At 70.1% G+C, this 20423-nt stretch carries 24 protein-coding genes and 1 tRNA gene; 9 read left to right on the forward strand and 16 right to left on the reverse strand.

Annotation, left to right across the window (positions count from 1 at the left end; translation table 11 throughout):
- Positions 1 to 57: 57 nt before the first annotated feature.
- The 4 genes from OVA26_RS13340 to OVA26_RS13355 all read right to left on the reverse strand — a co-directional run bounded on the left by OVA26_RS13340 (position 58) and on the right by OVA26_RS13355 (position 2281).
- Entirely contained in the window at positions 58 to 258 is a 201-nt protein-coding gene (locus OVA26_RS13340; protein WP_056229192.1) for a cold-shock protein, read from the reverse strand.
- Between the two features lie 131 nt (positions 259 to 389).
- Complete coding sequence (locus OVA26_RS13345; RefSeq protein ID WP_056229195.1) at positions 390 to 992, reverse strand: LytR C-terminal domain-containing protein; 603 nt, start codon at positions 990 to 992, stop codon at positions 390 to 392.
- A gap of 35 nt (positions 993 to 1027) precedes the next feature.
- Entirely contained in the window at positions 1028 to 1282 is a 255-nt protein-coding gene (locus OVA26_RS13350; protein ID WP_056229201.1) for a DUF3263 domain-containing protein, read from the reverse strand.
- 9 nt (positions 1283 to 1291) lie between these two features.
- Positions 1292 to 2281 (reverse strand): DUF2332 domain-containing protein, encoded by a 990-nt coding sequence (locus tag OVA26_RS13355; protein ID WP_268104394.1) that lies wholly within the window; start codon positions 2279 to 2281, stop codon positions 1292 to 1294.
- Positions 2282 to 2353: 72 nt separating this feature from the next.
- Here OVA26_RS13355 and msrB point away from each other — a divergent pair, with 72 nt between their 5' ends.
- Together msrB and OVA26_RS13365 are read left to right on the forward strand one after the other, a co-directional pair.
- Positions 2354 to 2773, forward strand: a complete 420-nt coding sequence (gene msrB / locus OVA26_RS13360) for a peptide-methionine (R)-S-oxide reductase MsrB (RefSeq protein WP_056229208.1) — start codon at positions 2354 to 2356, stop codon at positions 2771 to 2773.
- On the forward strand, positions 2770 to 3339 hold the full coding sequence (locus tag OVA26_RS13365; protein WP_164481597.1) for a nitroreductase family protein: 570 nt from the start codon (positions 2770 to 2772) through the stop codon (positions 3337 to 3339). Before msrB ends, OVA26_RS13365 begins: the two co-directional genes overlap by 4 nt.
- Positions 3340 to 3399: 60 nt before the next feature.
- On the opposite strand, the gene OVA26_RS13370 is transcribed toward OVA26_RS13365, so the two are convergent.
- Positions 3400 to 4341, reverse strand: coding sequence for a DMT family transporter (locus OVA26_RS13370; protein WP_176786385.1), 942 nt, complete (start codon positions 4339 to 4341; stop codon positions 3400 to 3402).
- A gap of 177 nt (positions 4342 to 4518) precedes the next feature.
- On the opposite strand from OVA26_RS13370, the gene OVA26_RS13375 reads away from it, so the two are divergent.
- Positions 4519 to 6366 (forward strand): amylosucrase, encoded by a 1848-nt coding sequence (locus OVA26_RS13375; protein ID WP_268104935.1) that lies wholly within the window; start codon positions 4519 to 4521, stop codon positions 6364 to 6366.
- Between the two features lie 3 nt (positions 6367 to 6369).
- Positions 6370 to 6651 carry a hypothetical protein gene (locus OVA26_RS13380; RefSeq protein WP_056229211.1) on the forward strand — a complete coding sequence of 94 codons (282 nt, stop codon included), beginning with the start codon at positions 6370 to 6372 and terminating at the stop codon, positions 6649 to 6651.
- Positions 6652 to 6925: 274 nt separating this feature from the next.
- Here the strand turns inward: OVA26_RS13380 and OVA26_RS13385 are convergent, their stop codons facing one another.
- A complete protein-coding gene (locus OVA26_RS13385; protein ID WP_056229215.1) occupies positions 6926 to 7336 on the reverse strand; it encodes a hypothetical protein in 411 nt (136 codons plus the stop codon).
- 133 nt (positions 7337 to 7469) lie between these two features.
- Between OVA26_RS13385 and OVA26_RS13390 the strand changes: the two genes are divergently transcribed.
- Positions 7470 to 7775 (forward strand): hypothetical protein, encoded by a 306-nt coding sequence (locus OVA26_RS13390; RefSeq protein WP_268104395.1) that lies wholly within the window; start codon positions 7470 to 7472, stop codon positions 7773 to 7775.
- Between the two features lie 27 nt (positions 7776 to 7802).
- Here OVA26_RS13390 and OVA26_RS13395 read toward each other — a convergent pair.
- The 3 genes from OVA26_RS13395 to OVA26_RS13405 form a co-directional block, all read right to left on the reverse strand.
- A tRNA-Thr gene (locus tag OVA26_RS13395) sits at positions 7803 to 7875 on the reverse strand.
- Between the two features lie 61 nt (positions 7876 to 7936).
- Positions 7937 to 8314, reverse strand: coding sequence for a hypothetical protein (locus OVA26_RS13400; protein WP_268104396.1), 378 nt, complete (start codon positions 8312 to 8314; stop codon positions 7937 to 7939).
- A gap of 42 nt (positions 8315 to 8356) precedes the next feature.
- Positions 8357 to 9313 carry a DsbA family protein gene (locus OVA26_RS13405; RefSeq protein ID WP_326493368.1) on the reverse strand — a complete coding sequence of 319 codons (957 nt, stop codon included), beginning with the start codon at positions 9311 to 9313 and terminating at the stop codon, positions 8357 to 8359.
- 237 nt (positions 9314 to 9550) lie between these two features.
- Here OVA26_RS13405 and OVA26_RS13410 point away from each other — a divergent pair, with 237 nt between their 5' ends.
- Complete coding sequence (locus tag OVA26_RS13410) at positions 9551 to 10654, forward strand: ABC transporter ATP-binding protein (RefSeq protein WP_056229229.1); 1104 nt, start codon at positions 9551 to 9553, stop codon at positions 10652 to 10654.
- Positions 10655 to 10734: 80 nt separating this feature from the next.
- On the forward strand, positions 10735 to 12057 hold the full coding sequence (locus OVA26_RS13415) for a DUF4032 domain-containing protein (RefSeq protein WP_268104398.1): 1323 nt from the start codon (positions 10735 to 10737) through the stop codon (positions 12055 to 12057).
- A 94-nt stretch (positions 12058 to 12151) separates the two neighbouring features.
- On the opposite strand, the gene OVA26_RS13420 is transcribed toward OVA26_RS13415, so the two are convergent.
- The 3 genes from OVA26_RS13420 to cysS all read right to left on the reverse strand — a co-directional run bounded on the left by OVA26_RS13420 (position 12152) and on the right by cysS (position 15306).
- Entirely contained in the window at positions 12152 to 12793 is a 642-nt protein-coding gene (locus OVA26_RS13420) for an NAD(P)-dependent oxidoreductase (protein WP_268104399.1), read from the reverse strand.
- A 121-nt stretch (positions 12794 to 12914) separates the two neighbouring features.
- Positions 12915 to 13913, reverse strand: coding sequence for a 23S rRNA (guanosine(2251)-2'-O)-methyltransferase RlmB (rlmB, locus tag OVA26_RS13425; protein ID WP_056229240.1), 999 nt, complete (start codon positions 13911 to 13913; stop codon positions 12915 to 12917).
- The gene (gene cysS / locus OVA26_RS13430; protein WP_268104400.1) at positions 13906 to 15306 is read right to left on the reverse strand and encodes a cysteine--tRNA ligase; all 1401 of its coding nucleotides are present in this window, start codon (positions 15304 to 15306) and stop codon (positions 13906 to 13908) included. Before cysS ends, rlmB begins: the two co-directional genes overlap by 8 nt.
- 77 nt (positions 15307 to 15383) lie before the next feature.
- On the opposite strand from cysS, the gene OVA26_RS13435 reads away from it, so the two are divergent.
- On the forward strand, positions 15384 to 15836 hold the full coding sequence (locus tag OVA26_RS13435) for a GNAT family N-acetyltransferase (protein WP_113576082.1): 453 nt from the start codon (positions 15384 to 15386) through the stop codon (positions 15834 to 15836).
- On the opposite strand, the gene ispD is transcribed toward OVA26_RS13435, so the two are convergent.
- On the reverse strand, positions 15833 to 17035 hold the full coding sequence (gene ispD / locus OVA26_RS13440; RefSeq protein ID WP_268104401.1) for a 2-C-methyl-D-erythritol 4-phosphate cytidylyltransferase: 1203 nt from the start codon (positions 17033 to 17035) through the stop codon (positions 15833 to 15835). The genes OVA26_RS13435 and ispD overlap by 4 nt on opposite strands.
- Before the next feature lie 115 nt (positions 17036 to 17150).
- Positions 17151 to 17633: a CarD family transcriptional regulator gene (locus OVA26_RS13445; RefSeq protein WP_056229249.1), complete on the reverse strand. Its 483-nt coding sequence runs from the start codon at positions 17631 to 17633 to the stop codon at positions 17151 to 17153.
- 160 nt (positions 17634 to 17793) lie between these two features.
- Between OVA26_RS13445 and OVA26_RS13450 the strand changes: the two genes are divergently transcribed.
- Positions 17794 to 18354 (forward strand): hypothetical protein, encoded by a 561-nt coding sequence (locus OVA26_RS13450; RefSeq protein ID WP_056229254.1) that lies wholly within the window; start codon positions 17794 to 17796, stop codon positions 18352 to 18354.
- 55 nt (positions 18355 to 18409) lie between these two features.
- Here OVA26_RS13450 and OVA26_RS13455 read toward each other — a convergent pair whose 3' ends face one another.
- Together OVA26_RS13455 and OVA26_RS13460 are read right to left on the reverse strand one after the other, a co-directional pair.
- Positions 18410 to 19093 (reverse strand): response regulator transcription factor, encoded by a 684-nt coding sequence (locus OVA26_RS13455; RefSeq protein WP_056229258.1) that lies wholly within the window; start codon positions 19091 to 19093, stop codon positions 18410 to 18412.
- Positions 19090 to 20304 (reverse strand): sensor histidine kinase, encoded by a 1215-nt coding sequence (locus OVA26_RS13460; protein ID WP_056229261.1) that lies wholly within the window; start codon positions 20302 to 20304, stop codon positions 19090 to 19092. The genes OVA26_RS13455 and OVA26_RS13460 overlap by 4 nt, the downstream gene beginning before the upstream one ends.
- Positions 20305 to 20423: the final 119 nt, after the last annotated feature.

The raw sequence follows: 20423 nt of genomic DNA on the forward strand, positions 1-20423 counted from the left end.
GAAACACCGAACGCCGCGGCATCCGGAACTCGGATGCCGCGGCGTTCTGATCAGCGCTCAGGCCAGTCGCACGGACTCCGCCTGGGGGCCCTTCTGACCGGTGCCGACGGTGAATTCGACGGCCTGCCCCTCCTCGAGGACGCGGAAGCCCGACATCTCGATGCTCGAGTAGTGGACGAAAACGTCCTGCCCGTCATCGACCGTGATGAAGCCGAAGCCCTTCTCGGCGTTGAACCATTTGACAGTGCCCTGCGTCATGCGAATCTCCTGTTGCTGAACGACGAGGTCATCGTAAGCACGGGGGGTGCCACCGAATCGGGGTTCGGGAGCATTGTTGACGCGCGTGCATCCAAGTTGTTACTCCGCGGAAACACGCGGCCCGCGAGCTGTCAGGATGAGGGCGAGGCGGACGGCTGACCGGATGCCCGGTCGAGGCCGATCACGACGATCAGACGCTTGACGTTGCTCTCGTCGTCGGGGGTGTTCGGGTCATCGGTGGGCTGCAGGAAGTCGCTCTGCGCGACCTGCGCGCCACCGATCGTCTGCGCCAGCCCCTCGGCCGCCGCCTCATCGCTGTCGAGACGGTAGTAGATGGTCGTGTCGGCGAAGTCGGTGCTGTCGGAGTTGCCGGTCTCGACGGTGTCGCCGCTCCACCCCGCCGCCACGATCTGGTCGCGGACGGAGGCGGCGAGACCGCTGTCGGGCGTGCCGTTGAGCACCACCACCGAGTACGACGTGTCGACCACGGCCGGGGTCGTCGGCTCCGCCGAGGCGATCGGGGTGGGAGCGTCGGCGGGGCCCAGCGAGATACGGCCCGAGACCACGAGCGTCGCGAAGATGCCGGCGATGATCAGCACCAGGGTGGCGATGGCCGCCCACAGGAAGACGATCCACCCGCGCAGACGCGGGTTCTCGGCCCGGTGAGCGCCGACGCGACCGGAGTCGGCCGGGAGGTCGTCGAAGCGATCCCGAGGGAAGGTCGATCTGGCCATTGGACGATGCTATCGGTCGCGTCCGAGCGAACCCGTCAGCGTTCCGCCGTCCGCCCCAGGCGCGCCCGGTGCTGGGCAGCCGCGTCGTCGCGCCGACGGCGCAGTCGACGCACGAGCATGGGGTCGTGCGCGAGGGCCTCGGGGGTGTCGATCAGCCGACCGAGCAGTTGGTAGTACCGGGCGGGCGTCAGTGCGAACTCCGCGCGGATGGCTTCTTCTTTCGCACCCGCGTGGCGGCGCCACTCCCCCTCGAAAGCGAGGAAGGCGAGGTCACGGTCCGACAGGGTCACGCCGTCACGCTACTGCGCCGCCGCCCGCGATTCCGGATGCCACGCCACCCACGCCCCGAGCGGATCGACCTCCGCGAGCACCTCGCCGTCGAGGGCGAGGGCGAACCCGCCGCGCGCGGGCTCCGGACGTCTCGTCCACCCGTCGTGCAGCCCGGGCGCGTCGAGGGTGATCCACCTGCCCGCCGTCCGCGCGGCGTCGATCACCGCGGCGCGATGGACGCGGGGGACGTGCGCGAGCACTCCGGGGGTCGTCACGACGAGCGTCGCCCCGGCCGGAGCGGTCGCGGCGAGCGCGGGAAGCGCCCCGGCCCCATCACCGGCGACGAGGACGGGCGGAGCGGCCGCGGCGATGTCGAGGGCTCGCTCGATGCGCTCGAGGCGCCCCTGTTCGCCCGGCCACACGAGACCCGTGAGCCACGAGCGGTCCTGCTCGCTTCGAGCGTCGAGGGGGCTCAGGTCGATCCCGGCCCGCCAGACGATCTCGGGCATGCGCAGGTCGGGGTGTCCCTCGAGGTCGCTATCGAGCACGACGGAGCTCGGCCCGTCGGCGGGATCGAGCGTGACGAGCTCGCCGCCGCGGCGATACCGGTACGAGTACCGGTCCGGAAAGAGGCACAGCCCCGCGCTCGCTCCCACCTCGAGCAGGGCGATCGGCCCCTCGATCAGCGAAAGCGCCGGCAGCAGGGCGGCGCAGCGCAGAGGCTCGTTGGTCTGAACGCTCCGGCGCCCGCACTCGGCGACGATCGCGTCGGCGTGGTCGAGGACCCACGAGCTCCACGCGTCGACGTCGTCGAGCGGCGCTCCGAGCAAGCGCATGACCGCGAACACGAGGGGAGGCTGCCGCCGTGTCTCGGGGATGCGCGCGAGCGCCGCGGCCACCGCGGCGTCGTCCGTGACGCGGCGGGCCCACGCCTCGTACACCGCCGAACGGCCGGGGGCTTCGTCTCGCGCGAACCGCCGGTAGCGGTCGACGACGGCGGTCACGGCATCCTGAGTCACCCGGGAGATTATGCCGTCACGACCTGACCGTCTTCGGGCACGAGAGAATGGAAGCGAAGAAGGAGAGTGAACATGACCTACGCCGTCGACAAGTCCGACGACCAGTGGCGCGCCGAGCTCAGCCCCGAGCAGTACGCGGTGCTCCGCCAGGCGGGAACCGAGCGCGCCTGGACCGGTGAGCTGCTCGATGAGAGCCGTGCCGGCTTCTACACCTGCGCCGCCTGCGGGAACGAGCTGTTCCAGAGCGGCACCAAGTTCGACTCGCACTGCGGGTGGCCGAGCTTCTACGAGTCGGTCCGTCCCGAGGCCGTCGAGCTGCTCGAGGACAACAGCCACGGTATGCAGCGCACCGAGGTCCGCTGCGCGAACTGCGGGTCGCACCTGGGTCACGTCTTCCCCGACGGATTCGGCACGCCCACCGGCGACCGCTACTGCATGAACTCGCTGTCGCTGAACTTCACCCCCGCCGACTCCCCCGTCGACGAGGCATGAGCGCGCTCGAGGCGATGCGCGACCGCCGGTCGTGGTCGAAGGTCACCGATCTCGCCCCCACCGGCCCCGAGCTCGAGACGTTCGTCGCCGCGGCCGGTCGCGTCGCCGATCACAAGAGCCTGCGTCCGTGGCGGCTCATCGAGATCCGCGGCGCCGATCGCGACGTGCTCGCGCGAGCTCTGAACAAGGCCGACGGCAAGAAGGGGCACTCGTCGAAGCCCCGCCGCGCTCCGCTGATCATCGCGGTCGTCGCCGACCTCAGCTCGAAGAAGATCCCCGCGTGGGAGCAGGAGGCCGTGGCATCCGGGGTCGCCCACATGCTCAGCCTCGTGCTCGACGAGGCGGGCTTCGGCGTGTTCTGGCGCACCGACGACAACACCCGCAGCAAGGTGCTCGCGAAGGCCCACGGGCTCGCTAAAGGCGAGGTCCTGCTCGGCTGGCTGTACGTCGGCGGGAAGCCCCCGCGGACCCGCGCCACTCGACGAAAGACCGTGGATGCCGCGAAGCACCTGTCGCGCATGCCCGGAGGCTCGAAGAAGCGCACGGTCGACGAGACGCGTCTCTGACCTTCCTCCGATCGACGCCGCCGTGGGACAGCCGTCCCCGGCGGCGTCGTCGTTTCGCGGTCAGCGGCGGCGGCGCCTCCACGGCACGGCGGCGACGGCCACCCCGGCGATGGCCACGGCTGCGGCGAGCAGCGCCACCGGAGTGGAGGGGGCGGCCGGGGCCGGCCAGAGCGCGTCGAGTAGCACCGAGGTCGTGAGAAGACCGACCACCGACCCGAGGCCGAGGAGCAACACCCCCGTCCGGCGTACGACGACGGACGACAAGAAGATGTAGATCACGCCCACCGCCCCGCCGAGGTAGAGCCACGGCTCGGTCGGGATGGTGCGCGGAGCCCCCACGAGGCCGACGTGCACACCCGCGGCGATCACGAGGACCACCGTCCCGCCGATGAAGTTCACCAGCGTCGCGGTGAGCGGGCTCTCGACGCGCACGCGCAGGCGCCCGTTGGTGCCCTGCTGCCAGGCCACACCCGCGCCCGCGATCGCGGGGACGACCAGCATCCACAGCGGAACCCCGCCGAGCGCGTCGCCCGACAGGCACACGACGACTCCGGCGATGGCGAGCAGAGCGCCGACCAGACGGCGGACCGTCACCGGTACGACCCCGGCGGGCCCGTAGCCGATGCGGTCGAGCACCATTCCCCCGGTGGTCTGACCCGCGACGAAACCGACCGTGAAGAGTGCCACGCCGATCGTCGCGACCGTCAGCCCCTGGCTCGCGACGGTGAACGCCCCGACCAGACCCCCGAGCAGCATCCAGGGCGGGATGGTTCGGGTCCGGATGCCGGCGACCAGGCGACCGAACCCGCGTCGGCCCCCGGGAATCAGGGCGGACAGTACGACGAGGATCACGAGTCCGGAGCTGAACGACACCGCGGCCGCGACGAAGCCGTCGCCGATCTCCGCCCCGAGGGTGCCGTTAATGCGCGCCTGCAGCGCGGTGAGGGCGCCGATGAGCACCGCTCCCCCGACGGCCACGCCGACCGTTCCCCGCTCCGCCACGGCTCTCCCCTCGCGCCCCCGCGCGGGAGCCACCGTCGATCGTACGACGCGGGGTCGGGCCACCCTGCCCTCGCCTCCGGGCCGGCGGCGGCACGTCGCTGTCGACCGCTGACCCCCGGATGCGTCAGGCTGTGATCCGTGACCCAGCTCCACCCCGGCTCCGACGACGTCTCGCGCCTGATCGACGACCTCCGCGCGGTCGACACCGACCGCGAGTTCCTCGCACATGCCGAGCAGCACCTTCCGCGCCTGCACGATCTGTTCACGCGGCTGTACGGCGAGCGTCCCGACGGCCTCGAGCGTCTGGCATCCGTCGTTGATCTCGCACGCACGTCGTGGCTGGCGCGTCCCCGGACGCTGAAGGCCCTCGACCGCGAACGCGAGAGCGCACCCGGCTGGTTCGAGAGCGAGGGCATGCTCGGGGGCGTCTGCTACGTCGACCGGTACGCGGGCGGACTCCACGGCATCCGGGAATCGATCCCGTACTTCCGCGAACTGGGTCTCACCTACCTGCACCTCATGCCGCTGTTCGAAAGCCCCGAGGGCAACAGCGACGGGGGCTACGCGGTGTCCAGCTATCGGCGGGTGAACCCCGCGCTGGGAACGATGGACGAGCTGGCCGCCCTCGCGACCGAGTTGCGCCGGGCGGGGATCTCTCTCGTGGTCGACTTCATCTTCAACCATACGAGCAACGAGCACGAGTGGGCGCAGAAGGCCCTCGCGGGCGAGGCGGGGTACGAGGACTTCTACCTGATCTTCCCCGACCGCGAGATGCCCGACGCCTACGAGCGGACCACGCGCGAGATCTTCCCCGACGATCACCCGGGTTCCTTCGTCCAGCTCGACGACGGCCGCTGGATCTGGGCGACGTTCTACCACTTCCAGTGGGACCTGAACTACGCCAACCCCGCTGTCTTCGAGGCGATGGCGGGCGAAATGCTCTTCCTCGCCAACCAGGGCGTCGAGATCCTCCGCATGGATGCCGTGGCCTTCATCTGGAAACAGCTCGGCACCACCTGCGAGTCCCTCCCCGAGGCGCACCTGCTGCTGCAAGCTTTCAACGCGGTCCTGCGCATGGCGGCCCCGGGCCTGCTGTTCAAGTCGGAGGCCATCGTGCACCCCGACGAGGTGATCTCGTACATCTCGCCGGACGAGTGCCAGATCTCGTACAACCCGCTGCAGATGGCCCTCACCTGGGAGGCTCTCGCCACCCGCGACGGCCGCCTCCTGCAGCAGGCGCTCGAGCGCCGCCACGCCCTCCCCGCCGGCACCGCGTGGGTCAACTACGTGCGCAGTCACGACGACATCGGGTGGACCTTCGCCGACGAGGATGCCGCCGAGCTGGGCATCGACGCGTCCCCGCACCGCAGCTTCCTCAACGACTTCTACGTCGGCCGGGCGGAGGGTTCGTTCGCGCGCGGCGTGCCGTTCCAAGAGAACCCGCGCACGGGAGACGCTCGCGTCACGGGAACCACCGCCTCGCTGGCCGGGGTCGAAGCGGGAGACGCCGGGGGCGAAGACCGGGTCGTGCTCGCCCACGCCCTCGCGCTCTCGACAGGGGGCATCCCCCTGCTCTACCTCGGTGACGAGGTCGCCCAGCTGAACGAATACACCTACACCGAACGAGCGGACGAGGCCGACGACAGCCGGTGGGTCAACCGCCCCTTCCGCCCCGGGAGGAACTACGAGGATCGAACGGATACCGGCACCCCGGCCGGTCGCGTCTTCTCTCGGCTCTCGCGCCTCACCGAGGTCCGCCGGTCGACGCCGGAATTCGCGGGCAACGAACTTATCGCGTTCGGTGCGAACGTGGCATCCGTCGTCTCCTTCCTCCGCCCGGGTCGCGAATTCTCGGTCCTGGTGCTGGCGAACGTCGCCGACTCGGCGGTCGAGGTCGACGCCCTGACCCTGTCGGGACTGGTCCCGGAGGCGCTCGACCTGGTGTCGTCGCAGCCCGTGTGGCTGGGTGCCGGAATCACCCTCGCGCCTCACGGTGTGCGGTGGCTGCGCGTGCGGATGCGCTGAGTCGTGCCCGAGGACTCCCGTCCCGCACGCAACCACGCGTGGCACCTCGCCGCGCTGGGCGCGGGGGTCGTTGCGATAGCGACCTCGGTCTGGGCGCCGCCCGGGCTGATCGGCGATCTTCTCGTCCTGGTGGTCTCGGTCTGCACCCTCCTGTTCGCCCTGGACGGAAGCCGCCGCAGGGGGCCCCTTCGCGCCCTCGCCATCGCCGGGGCTCTGCTGGCGGGCCTGGCCATGATCGTCGCGGCGGCGGTGTTCCTCGTCGCTCTGGCGCGGGCCTTGTCGTGAACGCCTGGCACGCCGACCGTGGGAAGGGCAAGGGCCGATCCGCTTCGGGCTGAACGCCTACGGTGAGGCCATGAACGACGCCGAGCTCTCCGCCCTGACCATCTCCCGCGCCAGGGAGATCGTCCGGAACGGGGGAAAGCCCTTCGCCTGCCTCATCGTGAAAGACGGCGAGATCATCGTCGAGGCGAGGAACGCGCCCCGCCCTCGGAGCAGATCCCGGTCGACGATTCGACCTCGCCGTTCCGCGAGTGGACCGCCGCGCACGGAGGCTGAGTCAGCGGGGGCTCGAGGGCGCCGCGCCTGCGGAGGATCCTCGCTGGCCGCTCTCGCGGTCCCACTCGAGCGACTTCCACTGGAGAAACGTGCAGAGGTTGCTCGCCACGACGAGTTCGGCGGCGAGACTGGCGATCTCGTGCACGGACAACCCGAGTTCCCGAGGCTGCGGGGTGATCGTCATCTCCCACAGCGGGTCGTCCCAGCCGCGCGGCTTCATGTAGACCGAGGACGATGCGTACCGAAGGCGCAGGATCACCAGCCCGGTGTCCTCTCCCCCGTCGTCCTCCTGGGGCGCCACCGAGATGCTGCCCGCGATGCAGTGCTCGTTCTCTTCGAACTCGTCCACCCAAACCTGCAGTTGCTCGCGCGAGCGCCGCGGCGGGGAGTCTTCGATGTCGGCGTCGGTCACGGGCCGAGCTTACGTTTCCGGCGTTCGTTATGACGAAACTCCGTCGGGGGTTGACGCCCCGCAGTGTGCCTCGCGCTCCCCCGTTCCGGCAACCCCCGTCCGGCATCGATGGAACACGCCTACCGTGCGTGTCATGGGACAGAGCATCGAACGATTGCGGATCGCCGTCGACGGCGTCTCGCACGCGCTCGCGCCCCTCGAGCACGCGGACGACCTGCGCCGTCAGGTCCTCGCCGCCGTGCACGCCGGTGGAGGCTTCCTGACGGTGACCACCGACGACGGCAGCAAGCTGAGCATTCTCGTCACCCCCGCCACCTCGGTCACCATCTCCGTCGTGACGGTTCATCTGCAGGAGGACACGGCGGATGCGCAACAGGCCGCCTGGGCGCCGCCGTCGATCAACTACGACGACGACGACACGCCCTTCGACGTCATCTGAGCGATCCCGCGCAGGGGATGGATGGGGTGCCGGCTACAGGACTTGAACCTGCAACCCCCGTATTACAAGTACGGTGCGCTACCAATTGCGCCAAGCCGGCGTGAGACGGGGAACGTCTCGATGGACGAGTCTAGAGCGGCGGGCGGGCCGCTCTCGACGCATCAAACGTCGTGGGTTCCGCTCTCGCGGTCCCACTCGAGGGACTTCCACTGCAGGAACGAGCAGAGGTTGCCCGCGACGACGAGTTCGGCGGCCAGGCTCGCCATCTCGTGCGGGGTGAGGGTCAGGTCTTCGGGACGCGACGTCAACGTCGCCTCCCACAGCGGCTGGTCGTAGCCCTTGGGCTGCATGTAGATCGACGCGCGCGCGTTCATCAGGTTCATCACCACGAGACCGGTGTCTTGGCTGTCGGCGTCCTCTTGCTCGACGACCTTCAGCTGGCCGGCGAACAGGTGCCCCTGCTCACGGAACTCCTGCACCCAGATCTTCAGCTGCGCCAGGGACCGCCGCGGCGGGGAGTCCTCAAGCTTCTCGTTCATATGACCAGAATCGCACACCACGGGCCTCTTCGAGGGATCGAATCAGCCCGCGGGCGTCGTCGACGGGGTGGTCGACGGCGTCGGGGTGGCGGTCGAGTAGTACGCGTTGCTGTCGACCGTGAGCACGAACTGGGCGAACTCCTTCGCGTCATCCATGTTCCCGACGTACTCGGTGCCGTTGACGAGCACGGTCGGGGTCGCCGTCAGCGCCTGCCCCTTCGTGCCGGGCAGCCCCTTGATGGCGCGATCGGTCGCCGCCTTCGCCCAGGCCGTGTACGTCTCGTCTTCGATGCAGTCGCGCACGGTTCCGATGTCGCTCACGCCCGCGCCCTGCGCCATGTCGGCGAGCTGCTGGTCGCTGTAGCCGTCGGAATCGACAGCGGGCTGGTTGGTGAGCAGCTCGTGGTTGAACGCGAAGAACCGGTCGGACGAGTGGGTCGCGACGCAGGCGGCAGCACCGGCCGCACGCAGGCTGTACTTCGTGCCGTTGGACTTGGACGTCAACATCGCCACGGGGTAATAGGTGAGGGTCGCGGCCTTGTCTCCGACCCACTTCGACAGTTGGCTGGCGTTCGCGGACTGGAACTCGCGGGCCTCGGCCGACATGTAGTCGACGTACACGCGGATGTCGACGGGAGCGGCCGTGCCCGTGGGCTCCGGCGTCGCCTCGGCGGTGGGCGCGGGCGCGTCTCCGGGAGGAGTGGCCTGGGCCGACGTCGTGGCGGCGCTGCCGTCGACGGTCTGGTCGGCAAGGGGGTCGGCCACCTGCGAGGCGTTGGTGATCACGAAGCCGTCGTCGGTCGCCGCGTCGGGGAGAGCCTGCGAGCGGGCCTCGCGGGAGTTCAGGGCGAACGAGACTCCCACCGCGGCGACCGCGATCACGGCGACGGCGCCCACGCCCAGCAGCGAGCGGCGCACGATACGCCACCGCGTCTGCTTCGCCTTGACCTGCTGCGCCTTCTCGCGCACCGCCTCGCGGCGGTCGCGTTCTGCTGGCACATTCGGTGACTGGTCGTTGGACATGAAACCTTCCGGGCACGGACGATGCCGCATGAAATCAGGGGGGGCCGCGCGGGTGGGGCGACCGAGCATCGATGGTAGCCAGGCTGGCTGAGAAATGACCAGACACGTGCGATACTGACCCTGCGTCCAACGTCGGGCGCACGGGGTCGCCCCCGTTCATTCCATTCACTACGGATCGTCCGGCACGTACCTGCCGGTGAAGGAGAAGAAAACATGGCGTCCGTCACCTTCGACAACGCAACCCGTCTGTACCCGGGCGGAACCCGCCCCGCGGTGGACAAGCTGAACCTCGACGTCGCAGACGGCGAGTTCCTCGTTCTCGTCGGCCCCTCGGGCTGCGGAAAGTCCACGTCGCTGCGCATGCTCGCCGGCCTCGAAGAGGTCAACTCGGGCCGTATCCTCATCGGCGACCGCGACGTCACCGACGTCCCGCCGAAGGACCGCGACATCGCGATGGTGTTCCAGAACTACGCGCTGTACCCGCACATGACCGTCGCCGAGAACATGGGCTTCGCGCTCAAGATCGCCGGTGTCGGCAAAGAAGAGCGCGCAGCTCGCGTGCTCGAGGCCGCCAAGCTGCTCGACCTCGAGCAGTACCTGACCCGCAAGCCCAAGGCCCTCTCGGGTGGTCAGCGTCAGCGCGTCGCCATGGGTCGCGCCATCGTGCGTCAGCCCCAGGTCTTCCTCATGGACGAGCCGCTGTCGAACCTCGACGCCAAGCTCCGCGTGCAGACCCGCACCCAGATCGCGTCGCTGCAGCGTCGCCTCGGCGTCACCACGGTCTACGTCACCCACGACCAGACCGAGGCGCTCACCATGGGCGACCGCATCGCCGTGCTGAAGGACGGCCTGCTCCAGCAGGTCGGCACCCCGCGCGACCTGTACGAGACGCCGAAGAACGTCTTCGTGGCCGGCTTCATCGGCTCGCCCGCGATGAACCTCTTCACCGCCGACCTGGCCGAGGGTGGCGTGCAGTTCGGCAACCTGGTCGTGCCCGTCGAAGCCGACACCATCGGCAAGGCCAACGGCTCCGAGGTCACCATCGGCGTGCGTCCCGAGGACATCCAGGTCGCCCCCGCCGACGGCCGCGGCCTCTCGGTCGTCGTCGACCTCGTCGAGGAGCTCGGCGCCGACGGCTACCTCTACGGTCACACCGACATCAACGGCAAGCGCACCGACCTGGTCGCGCGCGTCGACGGCCGCCGTCACCCCAACGCGGGCGAGACGGTCGTGCTGGCGCCGGTCCCCGGCCACGTGCACGTCTTCGACGTCGAGACGGGCGAGCGCCTGACCGACCGGGCCATCGCTTCGGCCTGACCCACGCTTCGACGCGGCGCGTCCTCGATCCCGATCCGTCGGGTCGGGGGCGCGCCGCACCGTTTCCCCCGGAGGTACCCGTGTCCGAATCCCTCAGCATCACGGCCAGCACCGTCGACCCGGGCCTCCTGCAGCTGCCCTGGTCGACCGGCCTCGCCGACTGGCCCAGCAGCCACATCGTGGCGCTTCCGAAGGGCATCTCGCGGCACCTCGTGCGCTTCGCCAACCTGTCGGGTCGGGTCGTCGCCATCAAGGAGACGACCGAAGAGATGGCACGGCGCGAGTACGACATGCTCGGCAACCTCGACCGTCTCGACGCCCCCTGCGTCGACCGCGTCGCGGTGATCGCCGGTCGCACCGACGCCTCGGGTCGCCCGCTCCCCGCCGCGCTCGTGACGGCGCACCTGCGCTTCTCGCTCCCCTACCGTGCCCTGTTCACGCAGGTGCTCCGCCCGCACACCGCGACGCGCCTCGTCGACGCCCTGGCCGTGCTGCTGGTGCGTCTGCACAACGTGGGCTTCTACTGGGGCGACGTCTCGCTGTCGAACACCCTTTTCCGCCGCGACGCCGGCGCGTTCGCCGCGTACCTGGTCGACGCCGAGACGGGTGAGCTGCACGGCAACCGCCTGACGCCGGGTCAGCGTGCGCACGATCTCGACATCGCCCGCATCAACATCGCCGGCGAGATCATGGATCTCGAAGCCGGGGGCCGCCTCGAGGGCGGAGTGGATGCCGTGGCCATCGCCGACGGTCTCGTCTCGTCGTATCACTCGCTGTGGGGGGCTCTCACCGACAAGGAGTCCTTCGCCGTCGACGAGTCGTGGCGCATCACCGAGCGCGTGCATCGGTTGAACGCCCTCGGCTTCGACATCGGCGAGATGTCGATCCGCGCGGCCAGCGACGGCACGAAGGTGTCGATCCAACCCAAGGTGGTGGATGCCGGACACCACCAGCGCCGCCTGCTCCGTCTGACCGGCCTCGATGTCGAAGAGAACCAGGCCCGTCGACTGCTCAACGACCTGGACGAGTTCCGGGCCCGCGTGTCACGCCTCGGCGCCGATGAGGAGATGGTCGCGCACGAGTGGCTCACCCGCGTGTTCGAGCCGATCGTCATGGCGATCCCGTGGGACCTGCGCGCCAAGCTCGAGCCCGCCGAGGTGTTCCACCAGGTGCTCGAGCACCGCTGGTACATGTCGCAGGCGCGCGGTCGTTCGGTGCCCCTGGCCGAGGTCGTGAGCTCGTACATCGACGACGTCCTGCGTCACCGTCGCGACGAGGCCACCGTGATGGGCCCGCCCACCGACACGATGTCGCTGCCGACGGTCTCCGACGCCGACGCTCCCGAAACCGGTGAGGTCCCCACGACCGACACCGACGCGGTGGACTGGCGCGACCTGGTCTGACCGCTCCTCGGGCCGGGCACCGCGCGCCCGGAACGACGAAGGCCGTGGCATCCGGATTCAATCCCGGATGCCACGGCCTCGGTGTCTCGCGGGCTCAGTACCCCACGGTGAAGCGCTCGCGCGTGTGCTTCGGGTTCTCGATCTCGTCGAGGACCGCGATCGCGAAGTCGGCACCGCCGATGAACGAGTTGCCCTCGTCGTCGACGACGAGCACGTCGCCGCCGTCGCGGTACGACCCGGTGCGCTCTCCCGGCGCCCACGCGCCGAAGCCGCCGGCGGGGTGGAGGTAGAACCAGTCGCGACCGGTGTCGTCGGCTTGGAGGTCCTCGAGGATGCCGTACGCCTCGAGGGCCTCGGGCTTGAACTCCTCGGTGAACTCGGCGGTGTCGACCAGGCGCGGGCCGCCCTCGGCGACCAGCGATCCACCCGCGCCACCCACGACGCCGATGCGGACGCCGTCGGGGAGCGCGGCCACGAGCTCGGCGATCGCGGGGCGCAGCTTGCCCTCCATGTCGCCGCGCGGGGCCACGGCCGACACGACCACGTCGACCCCGTCGAGCTCGGCGACGAGCCCGGGGACGTCGAGCACGGTGCCTTCGACGTAGGTCGCTCCCTCGATGCGCTCGGCCGGAACCGAGCGGGCGACCGAGACCACGGTGTGGCCGCGGCGCACGGCTTCGGTCACGATGTGGCTGCCGGCGTAGCCGGTGCCTCCGATGACGGCGATGCGGGGCATGGGCGTTCCTTTCGTCAGTCTACTGGACGGAACCACGTCCTCATCCAGCGTGCCGTGATCGGGGCGCCCGGGCAATGCGACCCGGCGTTTTCGTCGGGCTTTCAGAGCAGGATCGTGGAGCTCACCGAGCCGCGCGCAGCGTCGACACCTGGTAGAGGGCGACGGATGCCGCGATGCCGGCGTTGAGCGACTCGGTCACGGCCGAGATCGGGATCGACACGACCTGGTCGCAGGTCTCGGTGACCAGGCGCGACAGGCCCTTGCCCTCCGAGCCGACGACGATCACGACGGGACGATCCGCGAGTTCGAGGGCGGGCAGCGAGACGTCGCCGTCGCCGTCGAGGCCGAGCACGAAGACTCCCTGCTTCTTGAACTCCTTCAGCGTGGCCGTGAGGTTGGCCGCCAGGGCGACGGGGATGCGGGCGGCGGCCCCGGCGCTGGTCTTCCACGCGGCGGAGTTGACGCTCGCCGAGCGACGCTGCGGGATGATCAGCCCCTGACCGCCGAACGCGCCCGTCGAGCGGATGATCGCGCCGAGGTTGCGGGGGTCGGTGACGCCGTCGAGCGCGACGAGCAGGGGCACCTGGCCCTTGTCGATGATCTGCTCGAGCAGGTCCTGCGGGTGGGCGTAGGCGTACGGGGGCACCTTGAGGGCGACGCCCTGGTGCACGCCGTCGAAGCCGGCCATGCGGTCCAGCTCGGGGCGGGTGACCTCGAGCACGGGGATGCCGCGGTTGGTCGCCATCGACAGCATCTCTTTGACGCGGTCGTCCATCTCGATGCGCTGGGCGACGTACATCGCCGTGGCGGGGATCTTCGCGCGGAGCGCTTCGAGCACCGAGTTGCGACCGGTGACCGTCTCGGTGTCGTCGGCCGCCTTGGGGCTCTTGCGGTTCGGGTTGCTGCCGACGGCGCGCACGCCCGGCTTCGCCTTGCCGCCGGCGGCGGCGTAGCGCTCCTGGGCGGCCTTGCGCTTGCCCGCGGGGTGCCAGGCGCGGTCCTCGGCCTTGGGGGTCGGTCCGCGACCCTCGAGTCCCTTGCGGACGTGGCCGCCGGTCCCCTTCAGGGGGCCCTTCTTCTTGCCGGGGTTGCGTGCTCCCGGGCGTCCAGGCTTAGCCATCGATACTCCAATGCGTTCCGGCCGGAGTGTCCTCCAGCGTGATTCCTGCGGCGGCGATCGCGTCTCGAATGCGATCCGCGGCCGCCCAATCCTTGTCCGCGCGTGCCTGCGCACGCTGCGTGATCATCGTCTGGACGAGGGCGTCCAGAGCGGCGGTCTCCGCTCCCCCGCCGGTGCTACCCCACTGAGAAGAGTGAGGGTTGAGACCCAGGACGAGCGTCATCTGCGAGACGTCCGAGACGTCCTGCTTCGCTTCATCGTACTTGCCGGCGTCGAGCAGCGCATTTCCCGAGCGGATGCTCGTGTGGATCGCCGCCAGCGCCCGCGGCACCGAGAGGTCGTCGTCCATCGCTTCGACGAACTCCGTCGGGAGCTCCTCCTTCGCCTCGGACCATCCCGGCTTCACGAGGCGAGCGGCTCGGTCGAGGAAGGTCCGGATGCGACCGAGAGCCGCCTCGGCCTCGGCCCATGAGGCTTCGGTGAGGTCGAGATTCGAGCGGTAATGGGCCGCAGCGAGGGCGTAGCGCACCACGAGCGGTTCGTGGGCGTCGAGCACGTCGGAGGCGAGGGTGAAGTTGCCCAGCGACTTCGACATCTTCTGCCCGTCGACGGTGACGAGCCCGTTGTGCACCCAGTACCGGGCGAACGGGTCCCCGGCGGCGGTCGACTGGGCGATCTCGTTCTCGTGGTGGGGGAAGCGCAGGTCGAGGCCGCCACCGTGGATGTCGAACTCCGGCCCCAGGTATCGACGCGACATCGCCGAGCACTCGATGTGCCAGCCCGGGCGCCCCGCGCCCCACGGCGAGGCCCAGGTCGCCGAAGCGGGCTCCCCGGGCTTCGCGCCCTTCCACAGGGCGAAGTCACGCGGGTCTCTCTTGCCCCGGGGGTCGGCGTCGGCGGCCGGCTCCATGGCATCCAGGCTCTGCCGCGTGAGCTCGCCGTAGGCGGGCCACGATCGCACGTCGAAGTACACGTCTCCGGCAGCGGCGTAGGCGTGACCGCGCTCGATGAGCTCCGAGATGAGCTCCTGCATCTGCGTCACCGAAGCGGTCGCGCGGGGCTCGTACGTCGGGGGAAGGATGCCGACGGCCTCGTAGGCCCGAGAGAACTCGAGCTCCATGCGGTAGGCGAGGGCCCACCACGGCTCGGTGTCCCGCGCGTTGGCGAGGACCTTGTCGTCGATGTCGGTGACGTTGCGCACGAAGGTGACGCGACCGTAGCGGTGCGCGAGCCAGCGGCGCAGCAGGTCGAACGCGAGAGCCGCGCGGACGTGACCGATGTGGGGACCCGACTGCACGGTCGGCCCGCAGACGTACACCGTGACGTTCGAGGGGTCGAGGGGGACGAAGTCGCGCAGAGCCTGCGCCTTCGTGTCGTAGAGCCGAACAGTCACCGCCCCAGCCTACCGGCCGCCTTCCCACGCGACCCGAGCGTGAAACACGGGGTGGTTAGGGTGCGGGAGTGCCCCTCATGATCCGCCCCGATGACCTGTCCGGAGACGCCACGCGCGCTCTTGTCGCCGCGCACCTCGCCGGCATGCTCGAGAACACACCCGTCGAGAGCGTGCACGCGCTCGACGTGGACCGTCTCGCCGCCGACGGCGTCACGGTGTGGTCGGCGTGGGTGGACGACGAGCTCGCCGGTATCGGCGCGTGCAAGGACCTCGACGGGGGCCGGGCCGAGCTGAAGTCGATGCGGGTCGTGGAGGGCTTCCTCGGCCAGGGGATCGGTCGCGCCATCCTGCGGCACATCATGGACGATGCGCGGGAGCGCGGCATCCGGAGTCTGTGGCTCGAGACCGGGAGCACCGACGACTTCGTGCCCGCGCGACGCCTCTACGCCAGCGAGGGTTTCGTCGAATGCCCGGCGTTCGCGCCCTACGTGCCCGACCCGCTCTCGACCTTCATGACGCGGGAGCTCTAGGCCGGCAGGAGAAGCGCCGTCGCGAAGGCGGCCACACCCTCGGTGCGCCCCGTGAAACCGAGACCGTCCGTCGTGGTGGCGCTCACCGATACCGCCGCACCGCCGAGGGCGGCCGACAGCACCTGCTCGGCCTCGACGCGACGCGACGCGAAGCGCGGGCGGTTCGCCTGCACCTGCACCGACACGTTGCCGATGCGCCATCCTGCGGCTCCGAGCAGGCCGACGGTGTGCGCGAGGAAGGCGGCGGCGTGCGCTCCGGCGAATTCGGGCCGGTCCGTGCCGAAGTGCGTGCCGATGTCACCGAGACCCGCGGCCGCCAAGAGCGCGTCGACGATCGCGTGGGCGACGGCGTCACCGTCGGAGTGGCCCGAGAGCGCCCGCTCTCCCGGCCATTCGAGGCCCGCGAGCCAGAGCGTCCCCTCGCCGCCGAAACCGTGCACGTCGGTGCCGATCCCCACGCGCGGGGCCGTGTGCACCGGCGCCTGGACGAGGGATGCCGCGGGGCTCGCCTGCAGAAGAGCTCGAGCACGGTCGAGGTCGGGGCCGGTCGTGATCTTGAACGCCACGGCGTCCCCCTCGACGGTGACCACGGAATGCCCCGCCGCGGCGACGGCCGCCGCGTCGTCGGTGTGGTCGACATCGACCGACGCGAGCGCCGATCGGAGCACCGTCCGCAGGAAGCCCTGAGGGGTCTGCGCGGCGGCGAGCTCCGAGCGGTCGACGGGTCCGACCACGCGTCCGTCCTCATCGACCCGCTTGATGGTGTCCACCACGGGGAGCGTCGGGATGACCGCCACGGCTCCGGCGTCGATCGCCGCGACCACACGGTCGAAGACGGCGGCGGGCGTCAGCGCGCGCGCCGCGTCGTGGACCAGGACGATCTCGACGTCGGCCCACAGCGCGTCGAGGCCTGCGACGACCGATTCCTGACGGGTGGCGCCGCCCACCACGACGGTGACGAGATCGGCACGATCGCCCGCGGCATCCCGCGCATCGGTCAACGCCTCGCCCTCGTACCCCGGGGGCACCACGACGACCACCTGCGCGGTCGTCGCCGCGAACACACCGCGCAGGGCGTGGTGCAGGATCGACCGGTCGTCGATGCCGACGAACGCCTTCGGCGCTCCACCCTTCAGACGGGTGCCGGAGCCGGCGGCGACGACGATGACCGCGAGACGGGGAACGGGGGTGAGAGTCACCCGTTCACGCTAGCGCGACCCGACATGCGCCGCGGAACGCCGAAAGCCCCGGCCTCGTCATCGGTTCTCGACGGCGGGGACGGGGCGTCAGCGCGGGGGTCCCGGCGCCGGGGCGTCAGGACGCGAGGACCTCGTCGAGCACGACGCTCGCACGGTCTTCGTCGGTCTTCTCGGCCAGAGCGAGCTCGGAGACGAGGATCTGACGGGCCTTGGCCAGCATGCGCTTCTCGCCGGCGGACAGACCGCGGTCCTGATCGCGGCGCCACAGGTCGCGGACGACCTCGCTCACCTTGATCACGTCGCCCGACGCGAGCTTCTCGAGGTTCGCCTTGTAGCGACGCGACCAGTTGGTCGGCTCCTCGGTGAAGGGTGCGCGCAGCACCTCGAAGACGCGGTCGAGACCCTCTTTGCCGATCACGTCGCGAACGCCGACGAGGTCGACGTTGTCAGCCGGGACCTCGATGACGAGGTCTCCCTGCGTGACGTTGAGCTTCAGGTATTTCTTCGTCTCACCCTTGATAACGCGTTCCTTGACCTCGATGATCGTGGCCGCGCCATGGTGCGGGTAAACGACGGTCTCGCCAACCTCAAAAAGCATGGAGTTATGTCCTTTCGGCAACATCCAGGATACCACAGGCCCGCATGCGCTAAGGTTCCGCCCACCTCGCAGCCTTCCCCTCCTCGCGCGCGTGGGGGCGGCTCGACACCGCGGACCCCGTAGGATGATCTGGATGCCGTCTGTCGATCTTGGAGGATCCGTGAAAACGCGCCTGATCGCGTCCATCGCCGTGGGTGCCGCTGTCGTGCTCGGCACGACTGGATGCAACATCCTCGCCCCGCAGGCGACCACCATCGATTACTCCGCGTCGGACGGCGTGAACGTGCCGGCCGACTCCGGCCCGCTGCACGTGCGCAACGCGCTGATCGTCGCCAACGACGACGGCACCACCGGCAACTTCGTCGCGGCCATCGTCAACGACACCACCGAGCCGCTCACGCTGCGCCTCGAGGTCGGCGAAGGTTCGACCGCTGTCCGCTCGTCGGTGAACGTCCCCGCCAACCGGACCCTCAGCCTCGGCGACCTGGCCGACGACGTCGAGCCGCTGCGCCTCGACGACATCGACGCCGTGCCCGGTTCGACCGTGCCCGTGTACTTCCAGTCCGGCGACGGACAGGGCGCACTCATCCAGGTCCCCGTGCTCGACGGTGCACTCGAGTACCTCGCTCCCCTGGCGCCGACCCCCGAGGCCACGTTCTCGATCCCGGCGACGCCCTCGGCCACGCCGACCCCGACTCCCAGCGCGACTCCCGCATCCTGAACGAACGGCGAAGGCGCCGACGGTCTCCGTCGGCGCCTTCGTCGTTCCCGCGGGGTCAGGCCTCGAAGCGGTACCCCAGACCGCGCACGGTCACGAGCATGCTCGGCTCGCTCGGGTTCTGCTCGATGCGCGAGCGGATGCGCTTGATGTGCACGTCGAGGGTCTTGGTGTCGCCGAAGTAGTCGGTCCCCCACACGCGGTCGATGAGCTGGCCGCGCGTGAGCACGCGACCGGCGTTGCGCATGAGCACCTCGAGCAGCTCGAACTCCTTGAGGGGGATGTTGATCTCGCCTCCGTCCACGGCGACAGTGTGGCGATCGATGTCCAGCACGACCCGCCCGCCCGACAGGACGCGGTCGTCGAGGTCGGCCTCCTCGGGAGTGCGGCGGCGCAGCACAGCGCGCATCCGCGCGAGGAGTTCGCGGGTCGAGTAGGGCTTGGTGACGTAGTCGTCGGCGCCGAGTTCGAGACCGACGACGATATCGACCTCGGAATCCTTCGCCGTGAGCATGATGATCGGCACCTGCGAGGTCAGACGCACCTGACGGCACACCTCGGTCCCCGGCATCCCGGGGAGCATGAGATCCAGCAGGAGGATGTCGGCTCCGCGCTCGCGGAAGGCGACCAGTGCGAGGGCACCGTCCTCGGCGATCTCGACTTCATACCCCTCCCGGCGCAGCAGGTAGGCCAGCGGGTCGGCCAGATCGGGTTCGTCCTCGACGATCAGAACGCGGGTCATGCGGTGTCTCCCTTCGCGGGTACGGGGGTCGTCGCGGAGCCCTTGCGGCCCTTGCGACGGGGTTTGGGGCGGACGCTCTCGAGGTCGGGAGCTTCCGACATCGGAAGGCGGATGGTGAAGGTCGAGCCGCGGTCGGGCCGAGACCACAGCCGCACCTCTCCCCCGTGGCGCTGGACGGCGTGCTTCACGATCGACAGGCCGAGTCCCGTTCCACCGGTCCGGCGCGAGCGCGCCTGGTCGGCGCGGTAGAAGCGCTCGAAGACGCGGTGCTGGTCGCTCTCGGGGATGCCGATCCCGCGGTCGGTGACGGCGATCTCGACGACCGTGTCGTCGAGCTTGATGCCCACACCGACCTTCGATCCCTCGGGCGAGTAGGCAATGGCGTTGGCCACCAGGTTGCCGACGGCCTCGGTGAGGATCTGCGGCTCCCCGCGCACCCACAGGCCCTTCGTCCCCCCGCGGACCACCGTGACCTGGGCGGCATCCGCCTGGATCGCGTACCCCTCGACCGCGGCCGTGACCACCTCGTCGATCGAGACGTCGCGCACGTCGCGCAGCTCGTCGGAGGCCTGCAGGCGCGAGAGGCTGAGGATGCGGTTGACGAGCGCAGCCAGTCGGGTGACCTCCGCCTGCAGGCGCGACGAGAAGTGCCGCACCTGGGCGGGGTCGTCAGCGGCGGACTCGATCGCCTCGGCGAGAAGGCTCACCGCGCCGACGGGGGTCTTCAGTTCGTGGCTCGTGTTGGCCACGAAGTCGCGCCGCATCTCTTCGACGCGCTCGTGCTCGGTGATGTCGCGCAGGACGAGAAGGGTGAGGCGGGCCGAGATGGGCGTGGCCCGCACGGCCACGAGGCGCGGTTCGGCGGGAGCGGCGCCGCGGCGCAGGCGCAGGTTCTCGGCGATGCCCGAGCCGGTGTCGCGCGCCACCCGGGACACGCGCTTGAGCTCCTCGCTGGCGATCACCTCTCCGGCGTGGACGCCGAACACCTCGGCGGCCGGCGAGAGCGCCAGCACGGTCGATGAGGTGTCGCAGACGAATGCGGGGTCGTCCATCGCCCCCAGCATGGCCTCCACGCCCTCGGGCACCTCCGAGGAGGTCTGTGCGAGGGAACGGTCGCGAGCGCGGAGGGCTGCGACCACGAGGCCGACCACCGCGGCCCCGACCAGGAGTCCTGCGAGGAGCGCGAGCAGCACGAGCTGCGGTTGTTCCATGCCCCCAGCGTAGAGCCGCCTCCCGGGCGTCACCGGCCGTTCACCCCCGTGCAGGCCGCGGCAGAGGCTACTATTCACTGTCACAGCACCACTCGTTAACCTTCGCTGGGAAGAATCCC

The organism is Microbacterium sp. SL62 (assembly GCF_026672635.1).
In the GTDB taxonomy this organism is placed as follows: Bacteria; Actinomycetota; Actinomycetes; order Actinomycetales; family Microbacteriaceae; genus Microbacterium; species Microbacterium testaceum_A.

Coding starts and splice junctions, on each gene's coding strand:
- OVA26_RS13410 (WP_056229229.1), top strand. CDS start 9,551: ATGGCGTCCGTCACCTTCGACAACGCAACCCGTCTGTACCCGGGCGGA.
- OVA26_RS13420 (WP_268104399.1), bottom strand. CDS start 12,793: ATGCCCCGCATCGCCGTCATCGGAGGCACCGGCTACGCCGGCAGCCAC.
- msrB (WP_056229208.1), top strand. CDS start 2,354: ATGACCTACGCCGTCGACAAGTCCGACGACCAGTGGCGCGCCGAGCTC.
- OVA26_RS13445 (WP_056229249.1), bottom strand. CDS start 17,633: ATGCTTTTTGAGGTTGGCGAGACCGTCGTTTACCCGCACCATGGCGCG.
- OVA26_RS13435 (WP_113576082.1), top strand. CDS start 15,384: ATGATCCGCCCCGATGACCTGTCCGGAGACGCCACGCGCGCTCTTGTC.
- OVA26_RS13365 (WP_164481597.1), top strand. CDS start 2,770: ATGAGCGCGCTCGAGGCGATGCGCGACCGCCGGTCGTGGTCGAAGGTC.
- OVA26_RS13345 (WP_056229195.1), bottom strand. CDS start 992: ATGGCCAGATCGACCTTCCCTCGGGATCGCTTCGACGACCTCCCGGCC.
- OVA26_RS13455 (WP_056229258.1), bottom strand. CDS start 19,093: ATGACCCGCGTTCTGATCGTCGAGGACGAACCCGATCTGGCCGACCCG.
- OVA26_RS13460 (WP_056229261.1), bottom strand. CDS start 20,304: ATGGAACAACCGCAGCTCGTGCTGCTCGCGCTCCTCGCAGGACTCCTG.
- OVA26_RS13340 (WP_056229192.1), bottom strand. CDS start 258: ATGACGCAGGGCACTGTCAAATGGTTCAACGCCGAGAAGGGCTTCGGC.
- OVA26_RS13400 (WP_268104396.1), bottom strand. CDS start 8,314: ATGAACGAGAAGCTTGAGGACTCCCCGCCGCGGCGGTCCCTGGCGCAG.
- rlmB (WP_056229240.1), bottom strand. CDS start 13,913: ATGGCTAAGCCTGGACGCCCGGGAGCACGCAACCCCGGCAAGAAGAAG.
- OVA26_RS13390 (WP_268104395.1), top strand. CDS start 7,470: ATGGGACAGAGCATCGAACGATTGCGGATCGCCGTCGACGGCGTCTCG.